General features: G+C 70.9%; 25 protein-coding genes and 2 tRNA genes. 8 read left to right on the top strand and 19 right to left on the bottom strand.

Annotated features, from left to right (window positions below):
* Positions 1 to 81 precede the first annotated feature (81 nt).
* From B4915_RS04590 to B4915_RS04600, 3 genes are all read right to left on the bottom strand, one after another.
* Positions 82 to 166, bottom strand: a tRNA-Leu gene (locus tag B4915_RS04590).
* Positions 167 to 332: 166 nt separating this feature from the next.
* A complete protein-coding gene (ybaK, locus tag B4915_RS04595) occupies positions 333 to 830 on the bottom strand; it encodes a Cys-tRNA(Pro) deacylase (RefSeq protein ID WP_219845085.1) in 498 nt (165 codons plus the stop codon).
* Positions 831 to 883: 53 nt separating this feature from the next.
* The gene (locus B4915_RS04600) at positions 884 to 2,692 is read right to left on the bottom strand and encodes a DEAD/DEAH box helicase (protein ID WP_105804664.1); all 1,809 of its coding nucleotides are present in this window, start codon (positions 2,690 to 2,692) and stop codon (positions 884 to 886) included.
* Positions 2,693 to 2,767: 75 nt separating this feature from the next.
* Between B4915_RS04600 and B4915_RS04605 the strand changes: the two genes are divergently transcribed.
* The gene (locus B4915_RS04605) at positions 2,768 to 3,610 is read left to right on the top strand and encodes an SGNH/GDSL hydrolase family protein (RefSeq protein ID WP_105804665.1); all 843 of its coding nucleotides are present in this window, start codon (positions 2,768 to 2,770) and stop codon (positions 3,608 to 3,610) included.
* A 9-nt stretch (positions 3,611 to 3,619) separates the two neighbouring features.
* Entirely contained in the window at positions 3,620 to 3,961 is a 342-nt protein-coding gene (locus tag B4915_RS04610; protein ID WP_105804666.1) for a spore germination protein GerW family protein, read from the top strand.
* 3 nt (positions 3,962 to 3,964) lie between these two features.
* Here B4915_RS04610 and gluQRS read toward each other — a convergent pair whose 3' ends face one another.
* Positions 3,965 to 4,906 (bottom strand): tRNA glutamyl-Q(34) synthetase GluQRS, encoded by a 942-nt coding sequence (gene gluQRS, locus B4915_RS04615; RefSeq protein WP_105804667.1) that lies wholly within the window; start codon positions 4,904 to 4,906, stop codon positions 3,965 to 3,967.
* A 466-nt stretch (positions 4,907 to 5,372) separates the two neighbouring features.
* Here gluQRS and B4915_RS04620 point away from each other — a divergent pair, with 466 nt between their 5' ends.
* From B4915_RS04620 to pdxY, 4 genes are all read left to right on the top strand, one after another.
* A complete protein-coding gene (locus B4915_RS04620; RefSeq protein WP_105804668.1) occupies positions 5,373 to 5,654 on the top strand; it encodes a type II toxin-antitoxin system RelE/ParE family toxin in 282 nt (93 codons plus the stop codon).
* Positions 5,655 to 5,667: 13 nt separating this feature from the next.
* On the top strand, positions 5,668 to 5,964 hold the full coding sequence (locus B4915_RS04625) for a HigA family addiction module antitoxin (protein WP_105804669.1): 297 nt from the start codon (positions 5,668 to 5,670) through the stop codon (positions 5,962 to 5,964).
* The gene (locus tag B4915_RS04630) at positions 5,961 to 7,331 is read left to right on the top strand and encodes an FAD-binding oxidoreductase (RefSeq protein WP_105804670.1); all 1,371 of its coding nucleotides are present in this window, start codon (positions 5,961 to 5,963) and stop codon (positions 7,329 to 7,331) included. Before B4915_RS04625 ends, B4915_RS04630 begins: the two co-directional genes overlap by 4 nt.
* A gap of 73 nt (positions 7,332 to 7,404) precedes the next feature.
* On the top strand, positions 7,405 to 8,256 hold the full coding sequence (gene pdxY, locus B4915_RS04635) for a pyridoxal kinase PdxY (RefSeq protein WP_105804671.1): 852 nt from the start codon (positions 7,405 to 7,407) through the stop codon (positions 8,254 to 8,256).
* Between the two features lie 58 nt (positions 8,257 to 8,314).
* Here the strand turns inward: pdxY and B4915_RS04640 are convergent, their stop codons facing one another.
* Genes B4915_RS04640 through B4915_RS04650 form a run of 3 tightly spaced genes read right to left on the bottom strand, consistent with a single transcriptional unit; the run spans position 8,315 to position 9,826 of the window.
* Positions 8,315 to 8,695, bottom strand: coding sequence for a fluoride efflux transporter FluC (locus tag B4915_RS04640; protein WP_105804813.1), 381 nt, complete (start codon positions 8,693 to 8,695; stop codon positions 8,315 to 8,317).
* Between the two features lie 8 nt (positions 8,696 to 8,703).
* Positions 8,704 to 9,138 (bottom strand): CrcB family protein, encoded by a 435-nt coding sequence (locus tag B4915_RS04645; protein WP_105804672.1) that lies wholly within the window; start codon positions 9,136 to 9,138, stop codon positions 8,704 to 8,706.
* Positions 9,139 to 9,145: 7 nt separating this feature from the next.
* Positions 9,146 to 9,826, bottom strand: a complete 681-nt coding sequence (locus B4915_RS04650; RefSeq protein WP_105804673.1) for a cyclase family protein — start codon at positions 9,824 to 9,826, stop codon at positions 9,146 to 9,148.
* Positions 9,827 to 9,997: 171 nt separating this feature from the next.
* Between B4915_RS04650 and B4915_RS04655 the strand changes: the two genes are divergently transcribed.
* Positions 9,998 to 10,070: transfer RNA gene (locus B4915_RS04655), tRNA-Ala, on the top strand.
* A 204-nt stretch (positions 10,071 to 10,274) separates the two neighbouring features.
* Here the strand turns inward: B4915_RS04655 and B4915_RS04660 are convergent.
* The 11 genes from B4915_RS04660 to B4915_RS04710 all read right to left on the bottom strand — a co-directional run bounded on the left by B4915_RS04660 (position 10,275) and on the right by B4915_RS04710 (position 21,353).
* Positions 10,275 to 11,303 (bottom strand): magnesium transporter CorA family protein, encoded by a 1,029-nt coding sequence (locus B4915_RS04660; protein WP_105804674.1) that lies wholly within the window; start codon positions 11,301 to 11,303, stop codon positions 10,275 to 10,277.
* A 54-nt stretch (positions 11,304 to 11,357) separates the two neighbouring features.
* Positions 11,358 to 11,804 carry a ribosome silencing factor gene (rsfS, locus tag B4915_RS04665; protein WP_105804675.1) on the bottom strand — a complete coding sequence of 149 codons (447 nt, stop codon included), beginning with the start codon at positions 11,802 to 11,804 and terminating at the stop codon, positions 11,358 to 11,360.
* Positions 11,805 to 11,823: 19 nt separating this feature from the next.
* The gene (locus B4915_RS04670; RefSeq protein ID WP_105804676.1) at positions 11,824 to 13,446 is read right to left on the bottom strand and encodes a prolipoprotein diacylglyceryl transferase; all 1,623 of its coding nucleotides are present in this window, start codon (positions 13,444 to 13,446) and stop codon (positions 11,824 to 11,826) included.
* Between the two features lie 16 nt (positions 13,447 to 13,462).
* Positions 13,463 to 14,017 (bottom strand): nicotinate-nucleotide adenylyltransferase, encoded by a 555-nt coding sequence (nadD, locus tag B4915_RS04675; protein ID WP_105804814.1) that lies wholly within the window; start codon positions 14,015 to 14,017, stop codon positions 13,463 to 13,465.
* 42 nt (positions 14,018 to 14,059) lie between these two features.
* The gene (locus tag B4915_RS04680; RefSeq protein WP_105804677.1) at positions 14,060 to 14,272 is read right to left on the bottom strand and encodes a hypothetical protein; all 213 of its coding nucleotides are present in this window, start codon (positions 14,270 to 14,272) and stop codon (positions 14,060 to 14,062) included.
* A 57-nt stretch (positions 14,273 to 14,329) separates the two neighbouring features.
* Positions 14,330 to 15,583 carry a glutamate-5-semialdehyde dehydrogenase gene (locus B4915_RS04685; RefSeq protein WP_105804678.1) on the bottom strand — a complete coding sequence of 418 codons (1,254 nt, stop codon included), beginning with the start codon at positions 15,581 to 15,583 and terminating at the stop codon, positions 14,330 to 14,332.
* Between the two features lie 56 nt (positions 15,584 to 15,639).
* Positions 15,640 to 16,458 carry a glutamate 5-kinase gene (proB, locus tag B4915_RS04690; protein WP_105804815.1) on the bottom strand — a complete coding sequence of 273 codons (819 nt, stop codon included), beginning with the start codon at positions 16,456 to 16,458 and terminating at the stop codon, positions 15,640 to 15,642.
* 17 nt (positions 16,459 to 16,475) lie between these two features.
* Positions 16,476 to 17,984, bottom strand: coding sequence for a GTPase ObgE (gene obgE / locus B4915_RS04695; protein ID WP_105804679.1), 1,509 nt, complete (start codon positions 17,982 to 17,984; stop codon positions 16,476 to 16,478).
* Between the two features lie 108 nt (positions 17,985 to 18,092).
* Positions 18,093 to 18,347, bottom strand: a complete 255-nt coding sequence (gene rpmA, locus B4915_RS04700; RefSeq protein ID WP_105804680.1) for a 50S ribosomal protein L27 — start codon at positions 18,345 to 18,347, stop codon at positions 18,093 to 18,095.
* A 34-nt stretch (positions 18,348 to 18,381) separates the two neighbouring features.
* Positions 18,382 to 18,690 carry a 50S ribosomal protein L21 gene (gene rplU / locus B4915_RS04705; protein ID WP_105804681.1) on the bottom strand — a complete coding sequence of 103 codons (309 nt, stop codon included), beginning with the start codon at positions 18,688 to 18,690 and terminating at the stop codon, positions 18,382 to 18,384.
* A gap of 149 nt (positions 18,691 to 18,839) precedes the next feature.
* Positions 18,840 to 21,353 carry an Rne/Rng family ribonuclease gene (locus B4915_RS04710; RefSeq protein ID WP_105804682.1) on the bottom strand — a complete coding sequence of 838 codons (2,514 nt, stop codon included), beginning with the start codon at positions 21,351 to 21,353 and terminating at the stop codon, positions 18,840 to 18,842.
* Between the two features lie 233 nt (positions 21,354 to 21,586).
* Between B4915_RS04710 and B4915_RS04715 the strand changes: the two genes are divergently transcribed.
* On the top strand, positions 21,587 to 22,198 hold the full coding sequence (locus tag B4915_RS04715) for a vitamin K epoxide reductase family protein (protein ID WP_105804683.1): 612 nt from the start codon (positions 21,587 to 21,589) through the stop codon (positions 22,196 to 22,198).
* On the opposite strand, the gene coaE is transcribed toward B4915_RS04715, so the two are convergent.
* A complete protein-coding gene (gene coaE, locus B4915_RS04720; protein ID WP_105804684.1) occupies positions 22,185 to 22,784 on the bottom strand; it encodes a dephospho-CoA kinase in 600 nt (199 codons plus the stop codon). The two genes, B4915_RS04715 and coaE, sit on opposite strands and share 14 nt — an antisense overlap.
* Positions 22,785 to 22,805 lie beyond the last annotated feature (21 nt).

Genomic DNA, 22,805 nt, shown 5'->3' on the forward strand with positions numbered 1-22,805 from the left:
GATCCGACGGCGCCGGTCCGCACCTCGCCGGAAACGACGAAGGCGACCGAATCAGTGATTCGATCGCCTTCTGCCTGTTCGTGCGCGGAGGGGGACTTGAACCCCCACGCCCTAATACGGGCACTAGCACCTCAAGCTAGCGCGTCTGCCATTCCGCCACCCGCGCGAACGATCCGGACCGTCATCGGCCGAACAGAGAATAACCTAGCACGGAACGAGACCTCGCACGAATCGGTCCCGAAACTCGCGCGCGTCGGTCCCCGCGGGCGTCGCAGGGGCCCGGAAACGCCCGTGGCCCTCGCCCCCGACACCGGCCGCGCCCGGGATCCGGCTCAGCGGGGCCGGCCGATCTCCGCCCACACCGCTCCGGTCGCCCGGGCGAGATCGTCCGGCGCGAGCTCGATGTCGAGCCCCCGCCGGCCGCCCGAAACCAGCACCGTGCCGTGCGCGCGGGCGGACACGTCGAGCACGGTGCGCAGGCGGGTGCGCTGCCCGAGCGGGCTGATCCCGCCGACGACGTAACCGGTCTTGCGCTCCGCGAGGGCGGGATCCGCCATCGAGGCGCGCTTGGCGGCGAGCGCTGCGGCGAGCGCTTTGAGGTCGAGCACGCCCGAGACGGGCACGACCGCCACGGCGAGCGCGCCGTCCACCTCTGCGAGCAGCGTCTTGAACACGCGCTCGGGCGCGACCCCCAGCGCGGCCGCCGCCTCTCCCCCGAAGTCCGTGACGGCGGGGTCGTGCGCGTAGGCGCGGAGCGTGAAGGCGATGCCGGCGCGGGTGAGCGCCTGGGTGGCGGGCGTCGATCCCTCGCCGCGCTGCTTCTTCGACACGCGATTCACTCTATCCGCGCGCTCCCCCGTCCGCTCCCCCGCGCGGTCTCACCCTAGGGCCGCAGCCGCCGCCGCAGCAGATCGATGCGCTTCTGCAACTGGGTGACGGAGGCCTGCGCGACCGGCGGTCCGCCGCACACGCGCCGCAGCTCGTTGTGGATCTCCTTGTGCGGTTCCCCCGACACCTTCGCGTACATGCCCACCAGGGAGTTCAGCAGCTTGCGCTGCTCGCCGAGGGTGCGGTGCAGCGCCTCGGGGGCTTCGGCACGCTCGGGCGGGTGCTCCAGGAGTCCCTGACGGGTGGCCGAGCGGCGCGCCTGCCTGGCCTGCCGCTGCTGCAGCAGCGCCTTCACCTCCTGCGGTTCGAGGAGTCCGGGGAAGCCGAGGAAGTCGAGCTCCTCCTCGCTCTCCACCTCCGCGTAGCCGCCGAACTCGGCGCCGTCGAACACCGCCCGGTCGAAATGGGCGTCGGATCCGAGCGCCTGATACGTGAACTCCGCCTCTTCCAGCTCCGAGGAGGCGCGATCCTCGCGCTCCGCCTCGGCCATCAGCGCCGCCTCGGCGTCCCACATCTCCTCCGCGCTCTTCGGCCCCTCGAGCACGTGGTTGCGCTCCTTCTCGAGCTCGGCGGCGAGCTGCATGAGCGCGGGGACGTTCGGGATGAACACGGAGGCGACCTCGCCGCGGCGGCGGGAGCGCACGAATCGGCCGATGGCCTGCGCGAAGAACAGCGGCGTGGACGAGCTGGTCGCGTATACACCGACGGCGAGCCGCGGCACGTCGACGCCCTCCGACACCATGCGCACCGCGACCATCCAGCGTGACTCCCCCTTCGAGTACTCGTCGATGCGGTCGGAGGCGCCGTCGTCGTCGGAGAGGATCAGCGCGACCTCCTCGCCCGTGATGCGCCGCAGCTGCGCCGCGTAGGCCTTCGCGGAGGCGTGGTCGGTCGCGATGACGAGCCCGCCGGCGTCGTGGATCTGCTGGCGCACCTCGGTGAGCCTGCGGTCTGCGGCCGCCAGCACCTTCGCGATCCAGTCGCCGTTCGGGTCGAGCGCGGTGCGCCACGCCTGCGAGGTGATGTCCTTGGTGTTGCCCTCGCCGAGCGCGGCCTCCATCTCCTCGCCCGCGGAGGTCTGCCAGCGCATCTTGCCTGCGTACACCATGAAGATGACGGGGCGCACGATGCCGTCTGCGAGGGCGCGGCCGTAGCCGTAGTCGTAGTCGGTGAGCGACACCTTCGAACCGTCGCCCTGCGGCGCATACTCCACGAAAGGGATGGGGGCGTCATCGGAGCGGAACGGCGTGCCCGTGAGCGAGAGCCGGCGCTTCGCGGAACCGTAGGCCTCGCGGATCGCGTCGCCCCAGCTCAGCGCATCGCCGCCGTGGTGGACCTCGTCGAGGATCACGAGCGTGTCGGCGCTCTCCGTGAGCAGCCGGTGCTGCACGGGCTTCATGGCGACCTGCGCGTAGGTCACGGCGACCCCGTGGTAGTGGCGGCCGTAGCCCAGCCCGTCGCTGTTGGAGTAGCGCGGGTTGAGACGGATGCCAGCCCGGGCTGCGGCGTCCGCCCACTGCGTCTTCAGGTGCTCCGTGGGGGCGACCACCACGATCTGCGTGACGGTGTGGTTGGCCCGCAGGATCGCGGCGAGGCGCAGCGCGAAGGTGGTCTTGCCGGCGCCGGGCGTCGCCGAGGCGAGGAAGTCGCGGGGCTCGCGTTCGAGGTAGAGCCGGATCGCCTCCTCCTGCCAGGCGCGCAGGGTGCCGGCGGTGCCGTGCGCGGCGCGCTCGGGATAGGCGGGAGGCAGATGCTCGGCGGCACTCGTCCCCGGGAGGTGGAGTTCCGGATCCGCATCTGTCACAGCGCTCTAGGATAGACCGTATCGACAGGTGATGAGTGCGCGGGCGGTCGGACCGCCGGAAACGGGGACGAGGCAGTGGCAGAGGATCGGATCGAGCTTCCCTGGTCGCGGTTCGTGGCCATCGGCGACTCCTTCACCGAGGGGGTCGGCGACCCGGATGCCGACAGCCCGGGCGGCCTGCGCGGCTGGGCGGATCGCTTCGCGGAGGTGCTGAGCGAACTCGACGACGATTTCGCCTATGCGAACCTGGCGGTGCGCGGGAAGCTCATCCAGCAGATCGCCGACGAGCAGGTGGAGGCGGCGCTGAACCTCCGCCCGGATCTGATCAGCGTGTGCGCGGGCGGCAACGATGTGATCCGCCCCGGCACCGACCCCGACGAGGTCGCCGCGCGGCTGGACCGGATCGTCGAGCGTCTGAGCGAGAGCGGGGCGACGATCCTGCTGTTCACCGGGGTGGACACGAACTTCCAGCCGGTGTTCCGCACGATCCGCGGCAAGGTCGCGATCTTCAACGAGAATGTGCGCAAGGTCGCGAAGCGGTACGACTGCGTGGTCGTGGACCAGTGGGCGCTGGAGGAACTGCAGGACAGCCGCTACTGGGCGGGCGACCGGCTGCACCTGAACGCGCTCGGCCACCACACGATCGCCCGGGCGGCACTCGACGCGCTCAACATCCCCCACGAGCTCACCCCCCTCGATCCGCCGCCTCTGCCCGTCCGCAATTGGCGGCAGGCTCGGCAGGAGGACGTGGTGTGGGCGCGCGAGCACCTGGTCCCGTGGGTGATACGCAGGATCAAGCACGTCTCCTCCGGCGACCACGTGGTCGCGAAGCGGCCGGAGCCGGCCTCGGCTCGCCGCTCCTGGCACACCTCCGAGAGCGCAGGTCAAGCCCTGCCGCCGGAGGGCGCGAGCGAGTAGGGTGAGGGCATGTCTGATCTCACGATGAAACTCGCGGAAACTGTGATGCGCGTCGGTGTGCGCACCTCCTACGGCGATCCGATCGACGTCGACGGAACGACCCTCATCCCGGTGGCCTGCACCAGCTTCGGCTTCGGCGCCGGCGAGGGCGGGGGCGACCTGGAAGACGCGAAGGGCGAAGGCTCGGGCGGCGGGGGCGGCGGCATGGCCGTGCCGGTCGGCGCCTATGTGACGCGCGACGGGGTCACCCGCTTCGAGCCGAACATCGTGTCGCTGCTCGCGGTCGGGGTGCCCTTCGTGTGGGTCGCGGGCCGCGCACTGGCCCGGATCATCCGCGCGCTCAAGAAGTAGCGTTCACCGCGGCTCCGGATCCCGCCACACCCACGGTTCACGGGGCAGGCGGGACGGTTCGAAGCGCGCGAGCAGCGCCTCTGCCGTGACCCGCTCTCCCGGGGCGGCGAGCCCGAGGGAGGCGGCGAGCAGGCCGAGCACCTCGGCGTCGCCGATCCCGCGGTCCCGCAGCTGCGCGAGCGTCACCGCCCCGTCGCGCTTGGCGAGCCGTGCGCCGCTCGGCCCGAGCACGAGCGGCACGTGCGCGTACTGGAGGGCGGGCGGGCTGGGCAGACCCAGCAGCCGCTGCAGGAGGATCTGGCGCGGCGTCGAGGAGGCGAGGTCGTCACCGCGGACGATCTGGTCCACGCCCATCGCGGCGTCGTCGACGACGACGGCCAGGTTGTAGGCGACTGTCCCGTCACCGCGTCGCAGCACGAAGTCGTCGATGTCCCCGCGCACCCGCCCGAGCAGCAGGTCCTCGTAGCTCAGCTCGGCGACTTCGGTGCGCAGGCGGAGGGCGGGCCGTCTCGGCGCGATCGCCTCGCGCGCGGCACGGCGCTCGGCCTCGCTGCGGTTCCGGCAGGTCCCCGGGTACGCGCCCGGTGGCGCGTGCGGTGCGCTCGGCGCGGCGAGGATGTCGCGCCGCGAGCACGTGCACTCGTAGACGAGCCCGGCGGCATCGAGCCGTTCGATGGCGGCGGCGTGATCCGCGCCCCGCTCGCTCTGCAGCACCGGCTCGCCGTCCCAGTCGATCCCGAGCCGTTCCAGATCCCGCAGCTGCCGCTCGCCGGTGCCACCGTCCCGCGCGCGGTCCAGGTCCTCGATGCGCACGAGGAAGCGCCGCCCGCTCCCACGGGCGAAGAGCCACGCCAGCAGCGCCGTGCGCAGATTCCCCAGGTGCAGATCCCCCGAAGGACTCGGCGCATACCGCCCCGCGCCGCGGGTTCTGTCCGGACTTTCCACCTCCCCATCCTGTCACGCACGGCACCGACCAGTGCGCGCAACCCTACCGCTCGTCGGCCGCCTCTGAGCGCTCTGCGATTCGTTCGTATACGAGCCGCGTCAGCTCGCGCGAGTGGCTGCGAGCATTGACTCTCGCGCTCGCGCTGCGCATCACGGTGACCCGGGGCGGCGTTCACCCTGAAAAACGGTACGCCCTGCTCTCCAATCCCATCCGACGAGAGACGCCACCGACGGGGAAAAACGCGAGTTCGAGGGGGCCGACGTTGAGGGTCGCAAAGCGCCCGCCAGCCGTACTCGGATAATCCGAGAGCGTCCAGAACCGTGTTTCGAGTTCAACGGCCGACGGGATCTTTTTTCCTTGACGGCACATTCTTGATACTCAGAGAATCTCAAGCTCACACCCCTCAGGCCACGACCTTCAATACTCCTATTGCTCGATAGTACTATTGGGCGATACCATCAGAGTGTGATCCAGTCCTTCGCCGACGCTGCGACCCGAAGGGTGTGGAAGCGTGAGCACGACCGGCGATTCTCACCCGAGTTGCAGCGCGCTGCGCAGAAGAAGCTCCGGCTGCTGAACGCGGCCGGCGCGATCGGCGATCTGCGCATCCCGCCGGGCAATCGCCTCGAAAAACTGTCCGGGGATCGGGCCGGGCAGTATTCGATCAGGATCAACGAGCAATACCGGATCTGCTTCCTCTGGACCGCGAATGGCCCGGAGAAGGTGCAGATCGTCGACTACCACTGAAAGGAGCACCGCCGTGGACAAAGCGCACGCACCCATCACGCCGGGCGAGATCCTGCGCACCGAGTTTCTCGAACCGCTCGGCATCAGCACCTACCGGCTCGCTCAGGCGACCGGGCTCTCCCAGACCCGGCTCGGCGAGATCATCCGCGGCCGGCGCCGCATCACCGTGGACACCGCGCTCCGGCTCTCTCGCGCCTTCGGGCTCTCCGAGCGCTTCTGGCTGAACGTCCAGAGCGACTACGACATTGAGCTCGCGCACGACGAGCACGAGCACGAACTCGACCAGGTGGAGCGGCTGGTCTCCGCATGACGGGTGAGTGGAACGCGAAACTGCGCGCAGTGGAGGAGCTGCGCGGGGCACTGGGCGAGCGGTTGGTGCTGGATGCCGCGCTGATCGCGCCCTACGCCCGCGACACCTCGCGGGCCCGCCCGGAAGGGGCGCCGCTGGCGCTGGTGCTCGCCGAGTCGACCGCGGACGTCTCTGCGGCGCTCGCCTGGGCGCACGAGCACGGCGTGCCCGTCAGCGTGCGCGGGGCGGGAACCGGGCTCACCGGGGGTGCGATGGGCTACGACGGCGGCCTGATCGTGTCACTGGAGCGCATGAACCGGATCCTCGGCATCGACGAGGCGAACCGTCTCGCGCTCGTACAGCCGGGAGTGGTGACCGGCGAGCTCGACGACGCCTGCCGCGAGCGCGGCCTGTTCTTCCCGCCCGACCCCGCCAGCGCGCGCCTGTGCACCGTCGGCGGCAACATCGCCACGAATGCGGGCGGGTTGCGCTGCGTCGCGCACGGGGTGACCTCTGACAGCGTCGCCGCCCTCGAAGTGGTGCTCGCCGACGGCCGCGTGCTGCGCACCGGCGCCCGCACCCGCAAGAACGTCGTGGGCTACGACCTCACCCGGCTCTTCGTCGGCTCCGAGGGCACGCTCGGCGTCATCACCGAGGCGACCGTGCGCCTCAAGCCGGTGCCGCCCGGCACGCCACGCACCTTCCGCGCCGCCTTCGACCGTCTCGAAGACGCGGGCCGCGCCGTCACCGCGATCGTGGGCGGCAGCGCGCAGCCCGAGGTGCTCGAGCTCATGGACGCGCTGAGCGTGGAGATCATCGAGTCGTTCCACCCGACGGGCCTCACCGTGCCGGACGGCGCGATGCTCGTCGGGCAGACGGTCGGCGCCGACGCCGAGGCGAAGGCGGAGCGCATCATCGCGATCTGCGCCGCGCAGGGCGCCACCGACACGGGGATCTCCGACTCGGACGCCCTGCTCGAAGCCCGGCGCCTCTCCAATCCGGCGCTCAACGCGCGCGGCCTGAAGATCTCCTGCGACGTGGGCGTGCCGGTCGCCTCGCTCGCCGAGATGTTCCACGGCGTCGAAGAGATCGCGGTCCGTCACAGGAAGCGGGTCTCCACGGTGGCGCACGCCGGCGACGGGAATCTGCACTGCACCGTCGAGGCTCCGGACGACGCGGCGGGGATCGCGGCCGCGGACCTCGTGATCGACGACATCACCCGGCTCGCCCTCTCCCTCGGCGGCACCATCTCGGGCGAGCACGGCATCGGTTCGGTGAAGCGGCACGAGCTCCCCTGGCAGCTCGACGCCACCGCGCTCGACATGCAGCGCCTCATCAAGGACGCCCTCGACCCGCGCGGGATCCTGACCCCCGGTCGCGCGATCTGAGACGCATCGAAAAGTGGACCATCGCCCCCGCGCGGCATTGGTCCATTCCTCGGACCACTGGCAGGATCATGCTATGCGTATCCTCTCGATCCAGTCCTCGGTCGCCTACGGGCACGTGGGCAATTCAGCCGCCGTCTTCCCCCTGCAGCGCATCGGCATCGAGGTGATGCCGGTCGCCACCGTGCAGTTCTCGAACCACACCGGCTACGGCTCCTGGCGCGGACCCATGATGTCGGGCGAGGACGTCCGCGAGATCGTCATGGGCATCGAGGAGCGCGGCGGGCTCGCAGAGGTGGACGCGGTGCTCTCGGGCTACCAGGGCGGCGACAGCATCGGCGACGCGATCCTGGACGCCGTCGAACGCGTCAAGCATCACAGCCCCGAGGCGATCTACGCCTGCGATCCGGTGCTCGGCAACGCGAAGTCGGGCTGCCACGTCGCCCCCGAGGTGCAAAACCTCATCCGCGACCGGGTTGTGCCGCGCGCCGACCTCATCACCCCCAACCAGTTCGAACTCGGCTTCATCACCGGCACCTCGCCGGACACGCTCGAATCCACCCTCGCATCGGTCGACGCGGCCCGCGCCCTCGGCCCCTCCACCGTCCTCGTGACGAGCCTCGAGCGCCCGGATCGCGCGGAGGGCACGATCGAGATGCTCGCCGCCACCGGCGAGGGGGCGTGGATCGTGAGCACACCGCTGCTGCCGTTCAAGGTGAACGGCTCCGGCGACGTGACGGCGGCGCTCTTCACCGCGCACTTCCGGCGCAGCGGCGACGCCGCCGACGCACTCGCCCGCACCACGGCGAGCGTGTTCGCCCTGCTGGAGCGCACCTACGCGGCGGGTGCGCGGGAACTGCGGCTCGTGGAGGCGCAGGAGGCCTACGCGCACCCCGATCTGCGCTTCGAGGCGCGTCAGGTGCGCTGAGGAACTGCGCGTCCGGGATCGCGTCTGCGCGGTCCGGCGGGATCCCGGACCGGGCGCTTCAGCTCCAGAGCCGGCCGAGCAGGATCCCGCACATCGCGAGCGCGACCGTCGCGACCAGCATGCCGGGCCCATTGAGCAGCGCCGCCCCGATGCGGCGCTGCTGCAGCAGCCGCACCGTGTCGAGGATCGCGGTGCTGAAGGTCGTGTAGCCGCCGAGCAGCCCCACCGCGAGCACACTCGCGAGCGGCTGGCCGAGGGCGAGGCCCGCGAGCAGCCCGAGCGCGAAGGATCCCGTCAGGTTGACCAGCATGATCCCCCACGGAAAGCGCTCCCGCACCCGCACGGGCACGGCGGTGTCGAGCAGGTAGCGCAGCGCCGCACCGGCGCCGCCCGCGAGCGCGATCCCGAGCGCCAGCCACAGGCCGCCTGATCCGCTCATCTCCTCGCTCACTCCGCCGCTCCCCGCGTGAGGGCGCCGCCCAGTCGCACGCCCAGCCACGCCGCCAGCCCGCCCGCGGCAAGGCTCGCCGCCCCGTAGCCGAGCGCAACCCAGGCCTGCCCGCCGAGCAGCAGCCCGGCGATGTCGCTCGCGAGCAAGCTGTAGGTGGTGAAACCGCCGAGCACGCCCGTGCCGAGCAGCAGGCGCGCCGTCGGCTCCCCCGGCGCACCCCGGCGGCGGTCGAGGCCGGCGAGCGATTCGAGCAGCAGCCCCAGCAGGAAGCCGCCGAGCACGTTGATGCCGAACACCGCGACCGGGAACGCCCCGGTGTCCCCCACCGCCAGCGTCACCACATACCGCGCCAGCGAGCCCGCGGCGCCACCCGCTGCGACGAGTGCGACGGCGCTGAGCCGCCCGCCGCCGGCACCTTCACCACCCGACACGGGCCCCTCAGCAGCCCTCGTCGGGCCAGGCGACCACGCGCGCTGGCGCGCCGTCGGCGCCGGCCAGCGGCAGCGGGAAGATCCCGATCCGGCAGCGCTCGCCGAGCCGGCCGAGCCCCCGCGCGTTCTCCACGATGATGCCGTCACCACCGAGCACCACCTCATGCACCGGGAACACAGGGCCGCCCCCGGAAGGGGCGTCGTGGCCCGGGTCCGCAGTCGGCGCGCCGGTCTGGTCCGGGCTCAGCGTGTCCACGACGAGCACCCGCATGCCGAGCCGCCACAGCAGTTCCGCCGCATCCCGGCTCAGATACGGATGATTCGTGGCCGCCGCGCCGCCGAAGTGCCGATCCCAGCCGGTGTGGATCGCGACGATCGCGGGGAGCGACCCTACCCCCATCAGCCCGAGCTCCCCCGCTTCGATGCGGTGGCCCGGTCCGACCCGATCCGCGAGGCGAAGCACGCGCGCCTCCCCCGAGAGCCGTTCGAGCGGGATCTCGTCGATGGTCCGCCCGCCCGCCACCGTGTGCGCCGGCGCATCCACATGGGTGCCGCTGTGCGAGCCCAGATGGAGCTCGCACACCGCCACCCCGTCGACCGCGAGCGACAGGGCCTCGCGCATCGTCACCTGCGGATCGCCCGGGTACACCATCATCCCGTCGGCGATGGGCTGGCTGAGGTCGATCACCCTCGCAGTGTACCCCCGCTCCGCTGCCCACAGCGTCACCCGCGACGACCGGCCCGCACGGAGCTCCCCCGCCCACCCGGGCGACGCGCCCGGACCGCCCCGATTTGCGTTCCTCGCCGGAGCCTGGTGTAAACTCGAAGAGTTGTCGGGTGAGCATTCGTCCGACTTCGAGGGTCTGTGGCGCAGCTGGTAGCGCACCTGCATGGCATGCAGGGGGTCAGGGGTTCGAGTCCCCTCAGATCCACTCTTGAAAGCCCCGCAGCGCGGGGCTTTTCTGATCTTCGGGGACTCGCGCGGAATCCGGCAAACGCGATGCGTTTGCCCCCAGGATTCCACGCCCCTCAGATCCACTCTTGAAGGGCCCCGCAAGGCGGGGCCCTTCTGATCTTCGGGGACTCGCGCGGAATCCGGCAAACGCGATGCGTTTGCCCCCAGGATTCCACGCCCCTCAAATCCACTCCTTGCGCTTGAAGGCGATGTAGAGCGCGGCTCCCGCGCCCACCATCACGACGACGCTCGCTACGAATCCCCACCAGGTGCCGTAGCCCGGGTAGGGCACATTCTGCCCGAAGAACCCCGTCACCGCGGTCGGCACCGCGATGATCGCCGCCCAGCCCGTGAGCTTCTTCATCACCGTGTTCAGCCGCGCATCCTGCAGCGACAGGTTCGTCTCGAATATCGCCGTGACCATGTCGCGCAGCGACTCCGTCCACTCGGTCACCCGCAGCACGTGGTCGTAGAGATCGTCGTAGGAGGCGTCCAGCTCGGGGCTCGAACCCGCCTCCCGGTGATGCCGCAACACGCCGTTCACGACCTCCCGCATGGGGAGCACGATCCGCCGCAAGCGCACGAGCTCCTTGCGCAGACGATAGGTGTCCCGCTGCACGCGCCGGGCGAGCACCCGCTCGTCGAAGAGCACGTCCTCGATGCCCTCGACCGTGTCGTCGAGGGACTGCACCGCCTCGAAGTGGCCGTCGACCACGACGTCGAGCAGGCCGTGCACCAGGGCGCCCACCCCCGAGCCGAGCAGATCCGCGTTGTCCTCCCAGCGCTGCACCAGTGCCTCTACGTCGAACTCGGGCGCCCGCACCGTGATGAGGCCGCGCGGGAACACGAACGCGGAGATCTTGTGCAGCCGGATCCGCGCCGCCAGGCTCCCCTCGTCCGCGCTCCCGCCCCCAGCCCCGTTTCCGAGCCCGGACGCGTCGAAGTCCGCCGAGTAGACCGTGAAGAAGGTGTGCGTCGCGTAGCGCAGGGCCTTCGGCCGCTCCACGTGGGCGACCGCGTCCTCCACGGCCATCGGGTCCAGGCCCAGCTCGCCCGCCAGACGCTCGAGATCCTGGGGCTCCGCGCCGCTCAGATCGACCCAGCTGAGCACATCGTCCCGGCGCAGCAGCTCGGAGATCTCCGCGAAGGGCACGTTCCGGGAGATCACCGCCCCGCGGCCGTCCCAGACGAGTGAGCTCACCGATCCCATGCCCGCCATGCTACCCCGCGGCCGTCAGGCAGGCACGCCGACCGCGGGGAGGAGCTACCCGGCGGCGGAGAGCGCGCCGCCCGCCGTTCCGCGCAACGGCTCGAGCTCGATCAGGGGGCAGTCCTGCCAGAGCCGCTCAAGCTGGTAGAAATCGCGCTCCTCCGCGTGGAACACGTGCACGATGAGGTCGCCGAAGTCGAGCAGCACCCAGCGGCCGCTCTCGCGGCCCTCCCGGCGCACGGTGCGCACACCGGCCTCGTTGAGCGCGTCCTCGACGGCGTCGGAGATCGCCTGCACATTGCGCTCGACGCTTCCCGTCACGATGAGGAACGCGTCGGCGAGGCCGAACTGCTCCGTGACCCGCAGCGCGACAGGCGCCGTCGCCCCGGTGCCCTCGGCGGCGCGCAGCGCGACACCCAGCTCTTCGAGCACATCGCGGTTCTCAGTCGCTTCGACGTTCAGTTCAGTTCCTTCGTTCAGCGGACCGGGGCCCGCGCTCATCTGGTGGGGAGGGTGCCGGCTACCCGAACACGCCGTTGCTGGCGCCCCAGGCGCCGAGTGCGATCACCGCGATCAGCACGCCGCCACCCGTCAGCGAGAGGATGAGCGGCAGCTTGCTGCGCTCCTTCGCGGGTTTCGCAACGGCGGGCATGCTCGAGAGGGCGCGGGCGCTCACGGCGTGCCGGGCGGACACGGGAGCGGGACCCTCGCCGGTGACCCCGGTATCCTCCGCCGGGGCGCCGGTGATGGGGTCCATCTCGATCGAGTCGTGCAGCGCGGAGTGCCCGCCGGTCTCGCCGAGCGACTTCGGCAGCTTCAGCGAGCCCGTCACGTACAGCTCGCCGGTGCCGCCGAGCGGTCCCGTGAGCCCGCCGGTGTCCTCCGGCATGGACGGCAGGATCAGCGCGGCCGTGCTCGCTCCCCCGGTCGACCCCTCCTGCGCCACGGCCCGTGAGATGAGGTCGTCGAAGTCACCGCCGGCGTCGTTCCGATCGAGCTGGTCGGGCACGGTGCGCGAGCTCGGGTCGTCGAACACGGAGCGCCACTCCTCCGGGGGCGCGATGTCCGGGAAGGAATAGCTCGTCTTCTGCTCGGGAGCGCTCTCCGCACTCTCCGCGACCGGCTCCTCCTGCGGTGCCGCGCTCGGCAGATCCGCCGCCTCGTCCTGTGCGGGGGCGGCGAACACCGCGGTCTCGGGCTCTGCCTCGTCCGTCGCCGGAGCGGCCTCGGCCGGCTCTTCGCGAACGACCTCGGCGACCACGGTCTCGGCGGCGGGCCCGGTGTCAGCGCCGTCATCCACACGGTCGACGGGCACCTCGCCCACCTCCACGGGCTCCGGCGCCTCCGCCGGCGCCGGAGCGGCGGCCTCCGCGCCGCGGTCCGCCTCCTCACGGCCACGCTGCCAGAAGCGGCGCTTGGGCTTCGCAGCTTCCGGATCGGCCGGCGCAGCAGCGGTCTCGGCCTCAGGGGCGGTCGGCGCTTCGCCGGTGGTTCCGTCATCAGCGACCGGCTCGGCTGCGTTCTGCTCGGCCTCGCGCAGTTCCTCGACGGTGAACGGCTCGGTCGGCGGCGCGATCAGCGTGTCGAAGTCGGGTTCGTCGGCCTGCGGCGCGGGCGCCGCCATCGGCTCGGCGACCGGGGCGGGCTCGGCGACCGGGGCGGCCGCCGGCTCCGGCATCGGCTCCGGCGACGCGTAGGCGAGCTCGGGAGTCCCCGCCTCCACCTCGGGCTGCGCGGCGGCGTGCTGCGTCGCCGGAGGCTCTGCCGGGGCTTCTCTCGGTGCGGGGGCGTCCGCCGCCGCGCTCGACGGCTCGACGGACTCGTCCCCCGCGGCGGACTCGTCCCCCGTGGCATCCTCGGCATCCGCGGCGGACGTCTCCGGAGTCGATCGCGCGGCCCGCGCAGCGAGGGCCGCCTCGCGCAGCTGGCGCATCTCACGGCGGCTGCGCGGTGTCCCGTCCTCGTGGAACGGGGAGATCTCGATGTCCCCCGTGCCGGGATCGGCCACCTCTGCAGGCTGCGGCACGCTCCCCCCGTCCGTCGCGGCAGACATCTCCGAGAGGTCCAGCGCGCCGGTCTCGGCCATCTCCCGCAGACGGCGCTCGCGCCGCGTCAGCGGTCGTTGTTCGTCCTGCTCACTCATCTACTCTGTCGCTTCCTCAGGTGTACAGCCTGTGCTTCGCAATGTACTGCACCACTCCGTCCGGCACGAGATACCACACCGGAAACCCCCGCCCCACCCGCTCGCGGCAATCCGTGGAGGAAATCGCCAGGGCGGGAACTTCCAACAAGCTTATGTGCTCGTCGGAGAAGCCGGAGAGCGACAGCTCGTGGCCGGGGCGGCTCACGGCGATGAAGTGCGCCAGCTCCCACAGCTGATCGACGTCTTTCCAGCTGACGATCTGCTCCACCGCGTCGGCGCCCGAGATGAAGAACAGCTCCGCATCCGGGTACTGGCGCCGCAGATCTCGGAGTGTGTCCACCGTGTAGGTGGGGCCGTCCCGGTCGAGGTCGACGCGGCTCACGCTGAACCGCGGATTCGAGGCGGTGGCGATCACCGTCATGAGGTAGCGGTGCTCGCTGGGCGAGACGTTCTGCTTCTGCCACGGCCGTCCCGTGGGCACGAAGACGACCTCGTCGAGCGCGAAGCTCTGTGCGACTTCGCTGGCCGCGACGAGGTGGCCGTGGTGGATCGGATCGAAGGTGCCGCCCATCACCCCGATGCGACGCTGTGCTGACACCGTCCGTTCGAATCCCTAGTGCTGCTGCTCTCCGCCGTGCTCGCGGGCGTACGCCTCAGCCTTCGCGGAGTGCCGGTTGGCGACGTCGCGGAAGGAGTAGGTGAGCACCACCAGGGAGGCGAGCGCGACCAGCGCGATGAGGCCGAAGAGCGGGGCCGGGAACGGGAGCTCGTTGACGACGTGGTGCCCCTCTTCGGCGGCGACGGCGATCGTGGCGAGAAGTGACATGATGACCCCTGCGGTTCGTGGCGGATCGGTTGACTGCTACCAGTGTACTGGGTACTGTCAGCGGATCTGCCCAGTGCCGCGCACCAGCCACTTGGTGCTGGTCAGCTCCGGCAGCCCCATGGGGCCGCGCGCGTGCAGTTTCTGGGTGGAGATGCCGACTTCCGCGCCGAAGCCGAACTCGCCGCCGTCGGTGAAGCGCGTGGACGCGTTCACCATCACGACGGCGGAGTCCACCTCGGCGAGGAAGCGCTCCGCGCTCGCGTAGTCCTGGGTGACGATGGCCTCGGTGTGCCGCGTGGAATAGCGCTCGATGTGCGCGAGAGCCTCGTCCAGGGAGCCGACCACGCGCACCCCCATCGCCAGGGCGTGATGCTCAGTGGCCCAGGTCTCCTCGTCAGCGACCCCGACGCCGGGGACGGCCGAGCGGCTCGCCTCGTCGCCGCTCAGCTCGACGCCGGCGCCCATGAGCTCGCGGGCGAGGCGCGGCAGGAGGCGCTCGGCCGCGTCGCGGTGCACGAGCAGCGTCTCGGCCGCGTTGCACACGCTCGGCCGATGTGTCTTGGCGTTCTTCACGACCGAGACCGCCATCCCTTCCTCTGCCGAGGCGTCCACGTAGACGTGGACGACGCCGGATCCCGTCTCGATCACGGGGACCGTGGATTCCTGCACGACGGTGGAGATGAGCCCGGCGCTGCCGCGCGGGATCAGCACGTCGATGAAGCCGCGTGCGCGCATGAGCCGCGATGCGCCCTCACGGCCGAACTCGTCGATGGTCTGCACCGCGTCGCCGTCGAGGCCCGCCCGCGAGACGGCTCGCTGGATCAGCTCGACGAGCACCCGGTTGGAGTGCTCCGCGGCGCTGCCCCCACGCAGCACGGCGCCGTTGCCGCTCTTCAGGGAGAGGGCGGCGATGTCGACGGTCACGTTCGGACGGGCCTCGTAGATCGCGCCGACCACGCCGAAGGGCACGCGCACCTGGCTGATCTGAATGCCGTTGGCGAGCGTGGAGCCGCGAACCACCTCCCCCACCGGGTCCGGGAGCGCGATCACGTCCCGCACGGCGGCCGCGAGCCCGCGGATGCGATCGGTGTCGAGGCGCAGACGGTCGAGCAGCCCCTCGCCGATCGCGTTCGCGCGTCCGCGCTCGAGGTCGATCGCGTTCGCGGCGACGATCTCGTCGACGGAGTCCTCGAGCTCTGAGGCGATGGACTCCAGGGCGGCGTTCTTCTGGGTCGTGGTGACCGTGGCGAGCCGCTTGGAGGCGCTGCGCGCTCGTTCGAGTCTGGCGAGGAAGGGATCGGCGTGCGACATGACTCCAGCCTACCCGGGGTGCAGCAGCGACAGGCGCGCGTCCGCCGCGCCCCCGCTCAGCTCGCTCCGGCCTCGGAGCGCGCCTCGAAGCGGGTGCCGTGGTCTTCGCCGTCGAGCACCGCGGCCAGCAGCCGCGTCTCGGTGAGCAGCACGGCTGCGCCGGCGTCGGCGGCCAGACGCGCGGCCTGCACCTTCGTGGCGGCGCCGCCGGTGCCCCAGCCGGACTGGGACTCGCCGATCTCGATCCCCTCGAGCGGGTCGCCATAGGCCACGCGGGCGATGCGACGCGCCCCGGGCATCATCGGCGGAGCGGTGTACAGGGCGTCGACGTCGGAGAGCAGCACCAGCCGGTCCGCGCTCACCAGCCGAGCCACGAGTGCCGCCAGGCGGTCGTTGTCGCCGAAGCGGATCTCGTGGGTCGCGACGGTGTCGTTCTCGTTGATGATCGGCAGGATCCCGAGCTGCAGCAGCCGCTCGAGCGCGCGTCGCGCGTTCCCGCGGTGGGTCGGGTTCTCGATGTCGTGCGCGGTCAGCAGGACCTGGCCCGCGATGATTTCGTGGCCGGTGAGCGCGCGCTGGTAGCGGTTGACGAGGATGTTCTGCCCCACCGCGGCGGCCGCCTGCTGGGTGGCCAGGTCCTCTGGACGCTCGTCCAGCCGGAGGAAGGGCACGCCCGTCGCGATCGCACCGCTCGATACGAGGATCACCTGGACGCCGGCCTCGACGAGGCGCGCGAGGCACGCCACGAGCTGCGGGATCTGATCGGCGTTGTCCCCGCTCACGGAGGAGGATCCCACCTTGACGACGACTCGGCGGGCGGCGAACAGCTGCGCCCCTGCCGCAGCGTCGGAGCCCCCTGCCGCGCGATCCGCCAACTCGCTGCCCTCGGCGCTCACGACTCGTCCTCCTGCCACATCCCGGCCGCGCGCTCCCGCTCCAGCTCGGCGCGCGCCTCGGCCTTCGCGTCCATCCGCTCGTGATAGCCGACGCGCCGTTCCTTATTGGTGCGGCGCTCGTTCTGCTCGACGCGGAGGTCGCTGCCGCGCGCCCCCATCTGCACCTCGGCGGCGCTCGTGACCGTCGGCTCCCAATCGAAGACGACGCCGGCGCCCGGGCCGATCACCACGGTCGATCCGGCCGTCGCTCCCGCCTTCACCAGGGCGTCCTCCACGCCGAGCTTCTGCAGGCGGTCGGCGAGGTAACCCACCGCCTCGTCGTTCGTGAAGTCGGTCTGCTCGACCCAGCGCTCGGGCTTCGCGCCGAGCACCCGGTAGAGCGTCCCGTAGCTGCCGCCCTCTGGCACCACGCGGAAGCCGCCGTCGTCGACGGCGCGCGGCTGCAGCACCACCCGCGGGCTCGCCACGGTCTCGGCGAGCTCACGTTCCCGGGCCGCTTCGACGAGCTCGGCGAGCGCGAAGCTCAGCTCGCGCAGGCCCTCGTGCGACACCGTGGAGATCTCGAAGACGCGGTGTCCGCGCGCCTCCAGCTCGGGCCGGACGAAGTCGGCGAGCTCCCGGGCCTCGGGCACGTCGATCTTGTTCAGCGCGATGAGCTGCGGACGCTCCAGCAGCGGCGTCTGCCCCTCCGGCACCGGATAGGCGGCGAGCTCGGCCTGGATGACCTCGAGGTCGGAGAGCGGATCGCGTCCGGGCTCCAGGGTCGCGCAGTCGAGCACGTGCAGCAGCGCGCTGCAGCGCTCGACGTGGCGGAGGAAATCGAGGCCGAGGCCCTTGCCCTCGCTCGCGCCCTCGATCAGGCCGGGCACGTCGGCGACGGTGAAGCGGTGATCGGCGATCTGCACGACCCCGAGGTTGGGGTGCAGTGTGGTGAAGGGGTAGTCCGCGATCTTCGGCTTCGCGGCGCTCATCGCGGCGATGAGGCTCGACTTCCCGGCGGAAGGGTAGCCGACGAAGGCGACATCGGCGATGGTCTTGAGCTCAAGGGTGAGGGTGCCGCTCCAGCCCTCGGTGCCGAGGAGCGCGAATCCGGGGGCCTTGCGCTTCGAGCTCGCCAGCGCGTGGTTGCCCAGTCCGCCGATCCCGCCCTTCGCTGCGAGGAAGCGCTCGCCCGGCTCCGTCAGGTCGACGAGGGTCTCACCGTCGGCGTCCTTCACGACCGTGCCGACCGGCACCGGGAGCAGCAGCTCTGCGCCGTTCGTGCCCGCGCGGTAGTCTCCCGCCCCGTACCCGCCGTTCTCGGCGCTGCGGTGCGGACGGCGATGATACTCAAGCAGGGTGGTGACCTGCGGGTCGGCGACGATCACGATGTCGCCGCCGTGACCACCGGCCCCGCCGTCGGGACCGGCGAGCGGCTTGAACTTCTCACGCCGGATCGACACGCACCCGTTGCCGCCCCGGCCGGCCTGCAGGTGCACCTGCACCTGATCGACGAACGTCACCACTGTGTCCCACTCCCTCCCCCTGGCTCACGAACCAGGGATCGCGGCCCGAGCGGCCGCGAAAACGGCAAAAGGCGAGCCGAAGCCCGCCTCGCCGATGCCCTGCGCAGATTACGCAGCGGCCACGATGTTGACGACCTTGCGGCCGCCCTTCACGCCGAACTCGACCGCGCCGGCCGACAGCGCGAACAGCGTGTCGTCGCCGCCGCGGCCCACGTTCGCGCCGGGGTGGAAATGCGTGCCGCGCTGGCGGACGATGATCTCGCCGGCGCTGACCTGCTGGCCACCGAAGCGCTTCACGCCGAGGCGCTGCGCATTCGAGTCGCGACCGTTGCGGGTGGAGCTGGCGCCCTTCTTATGTGCCATGAGTCTCTCCTCGTTCCGAAACGCCCGTGGGCGCTTACTTGATGCCGGTGATCTTGATGCGGGTCAGGTCCTGACGGTGGCCCTGACGGCTCTTGTACCCGGTCTTGTTCTTGTAGCGCTGGATGACGATCTTCGGACCCCGCAGATCGTTGAGCACCTCCGCGGTCACCTTCACCTTGGCGAGGGCTGCGGCGTCGGTCGTCACCTGATCCCCGTCGACGAGCAGGACCGCGGGAAGCTCGAGCTTGCCGTCCGCGTCACCCGCCACACGATTGACGGTGAGGATCGAGCCGACCTCGACCTTCTCCTGCCGGCCGCTTGCGCGCACTACTGCGTAAACCACTTGTCACCCTTTTCTCGAGGATCGTCTTCCGTGTCGAAGCGCAGCCCCGCCGCCTTCGAAGTCTGAGGTGTTCGCCCCCCGCGAGGGTGGCACCAACGCTCAATAATATCGTGTGCGACCGTTTCCGGTCAAATGGATGCTCCCGCGTGTCACTCGCGGCCCGCCTCGCGACGGCGAGCAGTCTCCTCGAGGGCCCGGGCGAGAGCGAGCTGCGCCTCCTGCGCGGCGTCGACAGCTCCCGCAGCGGGAACCGCGTCTCCGCGAGAGCCGTCGTTCACGGGTCCCGAGCCGCTCATCGGCGGGGTCGACACGCGTCGCCCCCGCCCGCGGCCGCCGCCGACGGCGGGAGCCGGGGGAAGCGCGTCGAGGACGGAGTCGAGCAGCGTGCCCGAGGACTCCGGCTCGCGTCGCGAAGAGGTGTCGGCGCGTTCGCGAGGCACTCGCGAGACCTTTCCCGTCACGGGGGCCTCACGGGGAGTCTCCCCGGCCTCACCCGCCCGGCCCGCCGACTGAATCGTCGACGCGGCCACCTGGGCGAGCATGTTCTTCGCACCGTCGGAGATGGCGTGGGTCTGCGGCTTCGGCTCGTGCTGCGTCTGCGCACCCTTCCCGCGTCCCTTTCCGCGGGAGCTCCCCTCGCTGCGGTGATGCTTCGCCACCGGCTCGTGGTGGACGATGATCCCCCGCCCGGCGCACGTCTCGCAGGGCTCGCTGAACGACTCGAGCAGGCCCAGTCCGAGCTTCTTGCGCGTCATCTGCACGAGGCCGAGCGAGGTGACCTCCGCGACCTGGTGCTTCGTGCGATCACGGCTCAGGCACTCGACGAGGCGGCGGAGCACGAGATCGCGGTTCGACTCGAGCACCATGTCGATGAAGTCGATCACGATGATCCCGCCGATGTCGCGCAGCCGCAGCTGGCGGACGATCTCCTCGGCGGCCTCCAGGTTGTTCTTGGTGACGGTCTCCTCGAGATTGCCGCCGGAGCCGACGAACTTGCCGGTGTTGACGTCGACGACGGTCATGGCCTCGGTGCGGTCGATCACGAGCGAGCCGCCCGAGGGCAGCCAGACCTTGCGGTCGAGCGCCTTCGCGATCTGCTCCGTGATCCGGTACTCGTCGAAGACGTCGCGCTCACCCGCGTGGCGCTCCACGCGCTGGAGCAGGTCGGGCGCGACCTGCGAGAGGTACTCCTCGATCGTGCGGTAGGTGTCGTCTCCCGAGATCAGCAGTCGCTGGAAGTCCTCGTTGAAGACGTCGCGGATGATCTTGATGAGCATGTCGGGCTCGGAGTGCAGCAGCACCGGCCCGCCGCCCTTCTCGACCCGCTTCTGGATCGACTCCCACTGACGGGTCAGCCGCTGCACGTCGTGGGTGAGCTGCTCCTCGCTGGCCCCCTCGGCGGCAGTGCGCACGATCACACCGGCGCCGCTCGGAAGCACCTCCTTGAGGATCTTCTTGAGGCGCGCGCGCTCGGTGTCCGGAAGCTTCCGCGAGATGCCGTTCATGGCGCCGCCCGGCACGTAGACCAGGAAGCGCCCGGGCAGCGAGATCTGGCTCGTCAGGCGCGCGCCCTTGTGCCCCACGGGGTCCTTCGTGACCTGCACGAGCACCTGATCGCCCGGCTTCAGCGCGTTCTCGATCTTGCGCGCCGTGTTGCCGCCCTCGAACTCGGACCAGTCGACCTCGCCGGAGTAGAGCACGGCGTTGCGGCCGCGGCCGATGTCCACGAAGGCGGCCTCCATGCTGGGCAGCACGTTCTGCACGCGGCCGAGGTACACATTGCCGATCAGGGAGGACTCGCTCGAGCGCGCCACGTAGTGCTCGACGAGCACCTTGTCCTCGAGCACGCCGATCTGCACGCGGTCCGCGGTGGTGCGCACGATCATCTCGCGGTCGACCGCCTCGCGGCGCGCGAGGAACTCCGACTCGGTGATCACCATGCGGCGGCGGCCCGTGTCGCGACCGTCGCGGCGGCGCTGCTTCTTCGCTTCGAGGCGCGTGGACCCCTTGACCTTCTGAGGCTCCGTGATCACGGGGGCCTGACGTGGCTGGCGCCGCGCGGATTCACCGTCCCCCTGGCCCTCCGCTCCGCCCGAGCGCCGGCGGGTCCGGCGCGAGCCCGGCTCGCGCTCCGCCGCGTCCTCGTCGCGCGAGAAGCGCTTGTCGAGCAGCTCGTCGAGCTCGCGCAGCTCGCCGCCGCGCAGTTCCCCGCTCTGCGACTCGCCGCGGAACTCTCCGCCACGACCTTCTCCACGACGCGACTCCCCCGCGCGCGCCTCGGGCTGGCGCGGCTCCGAAAAGCGCCAGTCGCTGCGTCGCGGCCGGGGCTGCACGGGAGGCACGTCCGGAGCGAGGAAGATGAGCCGCGTCGTCGCCCGGAAGCGCTCCTCCGGCGTCATCTCGGCGAAGGGGATCGTCGTCAGGCTCTGCGACGCCGATGAGGAACCCTCGGATGCCTCCGCCGCCGTCTCCGCGCCGTCCGCTGCGGCCTCGGCCGCCGTCTCCTCGCTCACCGGCTCAGATCCTTCTGCGACGGTCGGCCGGTCCTCGGAGGCGCCGACGGCGCTCGGCTCTGCGGCCGGTCCGTCACCTTCCACCACCTCGGCCTGCTGCGGGACGAAAGCGTCCCCCTCGTGCTGTTCTGCTGTCGTGCTCTTCACCATTCCTGGTGTCTCCTCTTGCCCGGGACGAGCCTGCGCCGCCCGGAAACCTCGTGTGCGGGAAACCCGCGAATCCTGTTCTCCGCGGGTGACGTCACCCGCGCTCGGTCGGTCCTCGACCGGTGGGGGCGCTCACGCCCCCAAAAGACTGTACGCACAAGATCCCCATCGGAACCCCGTGACGCACACCATTATGTCACGGCGCGCTCGAAGTCACCGCGAGTAGGATGCGGAACATGACAACCGAGCTCCGTGCCCCCGCACGGCCCACCGCCTTCGCCATCTTCTCCATCGTCGCGGGCGCCATCGGCTGGTTCGCCTCCTTCGAGCTGCTCACCGAGTACATCAAGACGCTGCGCGACGCGGACTACGTGCCCAACTGCAACGTGAGCGTCCTGGTCACCTGCGGCCCCAACATGGGCTCCTGGCAGGGCTCGCTCTTCGGATTCAGCAACACCATCATCGGCGTGGCGGCCTTCGTGGCCCCCATCGCGGTGGGGGTCGCGCTGCTCGCCGGCGCGCGGTTCTCACGGTGGTTCTGGATGCTCTACCAGCTCGGCCTCCTCGGAGGCTTCGTGCTCGTGTGCTGGCTGTTCTCGCAGAGCGTCTTCGTGCTCGGCACGCTGTGCCCCTGGTGCATGGTCGTCTGGAGCGTGACCATCCCCCTGTGGTGGACGACGTTCTTCAGGCCGTACGCGGTCGGCGACGTCCCGGTGAGCGCCGGCGCGCAGAGCGTCTTCAAGCGCCTCTACTCCTGGACCTGGGTGATCGTCCTGCTGTGCTACCTCACGATCGCCTTCCTCGCGCAGCTGCGACTCGACTGGCTCGCCGAGTTCAGCCGGATGTGATCCGCCCCCAGAGCGCGTCCACCTGCCGCAGCGTCTCCTCCTCGCTGCCCGAGGTGTCGATGACCACGTCGGCGACGGCCCGGCGCTCTGCGTCGCTCGCCTGGTTCGCGATCCGGCGGCGCGCTTCCTCCTCCTCCATTCCCCGCAGTTCGACCATGCGCGCCACTCGCTGCTCGGCGGGCGCCTCTGCCATCACCACCAGGTCCCAGCCCTGCGCCAGGCCGGCTTCGACGAGCAACGGCACCTCGTAGACGACGACGGCTTCCGGATCCCTGGCCCTCACCGCTTCCACACGCTCCGCGAACAGCCTGCGCACCTCCGGATGCACGATCGCATTCAGCTCCGCGAGTGCCGCAGGATCCCCGAATACGATCGCACCGAGCGCGGCACGGTCGAGGCTGCCGTCAGCGGCGAGCACCGCCGCGCCGAAGCGATCCGCCACCCGCGCCAGGCACGGCGATCCCGGCGCGACGGCCTCACGCGCGAGCACATCGGCGTCGATGCGCTCCGCCCCCAGTTCCTGCAGCCGCCGTCCGATCATGGATTTGCCCGCTGCGATGCCGCCGCTCAAGCCGATCAGTTTCACGGCACCACAGTACCGGTCCCG

This window comes from Leucobacter massiliensis (assembly GCF_002982315.1).
Taxonomy (GTDB): Bacteria; Actinomycetota; Actinomycetes; order Actinomycetales; family Microbacteriaceae; genus Leucobacter; species Leucobacter massiliensis.

Excerpts from the sequence above, each read along its gene's own strand:
- B4915_RS04610 (WP_105804666.1), top strand. The coding sequence starts at position 3,620 with ATGTCTGATCTCACGATGAAACTCGCGGAAACTGTGATGCGCGTCGGT.
- B4915_RS04630 (WP_105804670.1), top strand. The coding sequence starts at position 5,961 with ATGACGGGTGAGTGGAACGCGAAACTGCGCGCAGTGGAGGAGCTGCGC.
- pdxY (WP_105804671.1), top strand. The coding sequence starts at position 7,405 with ATGCGTATCCTCTCGATCCAGTCCTCGGTCGCCTACGGGCACGTGGGC.
- B4915_RS04640 (WP_105804813.1), bottom strand. The coding sequence starts at position 8,695 with ATGAGCGGATCAGGCGGCCTGTGGCTGGCGCTCGGGATCGCGCTCGCG.
- B4915_RS04660 (WP_105804674.1), bottom strand. The coding sequence starts at position 11,303 with ATGGGATCGGTGAGCTCACTCGTCTGGGACGGCCGCGGGGCGGTGATC.
- rsfS (WP_105804675.1), bottom strand. The coding sequence starts at position 11,804 with ATGAGCGCGGGCCCCGGTCCGCTGAACGAAGGAACTGAACTGAACGTC.
- B4915_RS04670 (WP_105804676.1), bottom strand. The coding sequence starts at position 13,446 with ATGAGTGAGCAGGACGAACAACGACCGCTGACGCGGCGCGAGCGCCGT.
- nadD (WP_105804814.1), bottom strand. The coding sequence starts at position 14,017 with ATGGGCGGCACCTTCGATCCGATCCACCACGGCCACCTCGTCGCGGCC.
- B4915_RS04680 (WP_105804677.1), bottom strand. The coding sequence starts at position 14,272 with ATGTCACTTCTCGCCACGATCGCCGTCGCCGCCGAAGAGGGGCACCAC.
- B4915_RS04685 (WP_105804678.1), bottom strand. The coding sequence starts at position 15,583 with ATGTCGCACGCCGATCCCTTCCTCGCCAGACTCGAACGAGCGCGCAGC.
- rpmA (WP_105804680.1), bottom strand. The coding sequence starts at position 18,347 with ATGGCACATAAGAAGGGCGCCAGCTCCACCCGCAACGGTCGCGACTCG.
- B4915_RS04710 (WP_105804682.1), bottom strand. The coding sequence starts at position 21,353 with ATGGTGAAGAGCACGACAGCAGAACAGCACGAGGGGGACGCTTTCGTC.
- B4915_RS04715 (WP_105804683.1), top strand. The coding sequence starts at position 21,587 with ATGACAACCGAGCTCCGTGCCCCCGCACGGCCCACCGCCTTCGCCATC.